The organism is Streptomyces niphimycinicus (genome assembly GCF_018883605.1).
Classification (GTDB): Bacteria; Actinomycetota; Actinomycetes; order Streptomycetales; family Streptomycetaceae; genus Streptomyces; species Streptomyces niphimycinicus.
This window is the reverse complement of the sequence record NZ_JAHLEM010001028.1, coordinates 1-1134: the sequence shown is the minus strand read 5'-3', so window position 1 is coordinate 1134 and position 1134 is coordinate 1. Positions and strand designations below refer to the sequence as shown.

1 protein-coding gene and 1 pseudogene are annotated in these 1134 nt (G+C 74.8%); both read right to left on the bottom strand.

Going from position 1 to position 1134, the window contains the following annotated elements; translation table 11 throughout:
• Positions 1-267: 267 nt before the first annotated feature.
• The gene (locus KN815_RS47125; protein ID WP_216347913.1) at positions 268-750 is read right to left on the bottom strand and encodes a nitroreductase family deazaflavin-dependent oxidoreductase; all 483 of its coding nucleotides are present in this window, start codon (positions 748-750) and stop codon (positions 268-270) included.
• Positions 750-1134, bottom strand: a pseudogene (locus KN815_RS47120) (acyl-CoA dehydrogenase family protein); the annotation flags it as partial. The pseudogene KN815_RS47120 and the gene KN815_RS47125, both read right to left, overlap by 1 nt.

Below are 1134 nucleotides of genomic sequence, written 5' to 3'. Positions count from 1 at the left end.
GCCTGTCCTGGCTCGTCCACCTCGGTGTCACCGGGCGGAAGCCGCCGAAGTAACGAATCCGCACCCTTCCCCTGCCCCCTGCCTCGGCCTCTCCCCGCCGGTCTCCCGATACCGGCCGCCCGGCCGAGCCCGCACGTCCTGTCACGCCGCGGCGGATCACTCCCGAGTGATCCGCCGCGGCCTTTTTGCGCCCACCCCGGCCGCCACCGGCCCTGGGGCCGCCGAGGGTGGGTAGGGCTGGGGCCGGATGGCGGGCGACGGACCGGCTCAGGGCTCCTCGGCGCGGTGGAGGCGGAAGAGGCGGATCTCGCGCTCCACCCGCGCCTGATAGCTCGCGTACGGCGGCCAGAAGGCGAGGGCCGCCGCCCAGGCCGCCTCGCGCTCGGCACCCTCCAGCAGCCGTGCCCGGACGGCGATGTCCCGGCCCCGCCAGCTCATCTCCGCTTCCGGGTGCTTCAGGAGGTTCGCGGTCCAGGCCGGATGGCCCGGGCGGCCGAAGTTGCTGCCGATCAGAAGCCAGGTGCCGCCGTCCTCCGGCATACAGGCCAGCGGCGTACGGCGGGGAAGCCCCGACTTCGCGCCGCGCGCGGTAAGGATCACGCCGGGCAGCATCCGCGCGCTCGGCAGCACCTTGCCGCGGGTCAGCCGGTGGACGGTGCGGTCGAAGGCGGGGATGACATGGGGCGCGACCTTGGCGAAGGCGCGGGTCGAGGACACCTTCCGGACCAGCTTCACGCCGTAACCGGCCATCAGACCGTCACCGCCTTCCGCGGCCCGTCAAGCCCATCGCGGCCGTCGTGGCCGTCGCGCCCGTGGGGCCCATCGTGCCGACCGTGCCCGCCGTATCCATCGTTCCCCGCGCGCCCGCCGTGGCCACCGTAAGGAGCGCGATCGGCCGCGCCGAGGAGTCCCTCCCGTTCCGCGGCCCGGGCCCGCAGCCGGTGGACAGGGCCGAAGAGCAGCTCGTCGGAGGCGGCCCGCTTGAAGTAGAGATGCGCCTCATGTTCCCAGGTGAAGCCGATGCCGCCATGTAGCTGCACCGCCTCGGCCGCCGCCATGCGCTGCGCCTCCAGCGCCTGTGCGAGCGCGAGCCCGCCGGCGACCGCGGCCTCCGCGCCCTCCGCACCGCCCAGG

Coding starts and splice junctions, on each gene's coding strand:
- KN815_RS47125 (WP_216347913.1), bottom strand. CDS start 750: ATGGCCGGTTACGGCGTGAAGCTGGTCCGGAAGGTGTCCTCGACCCGC.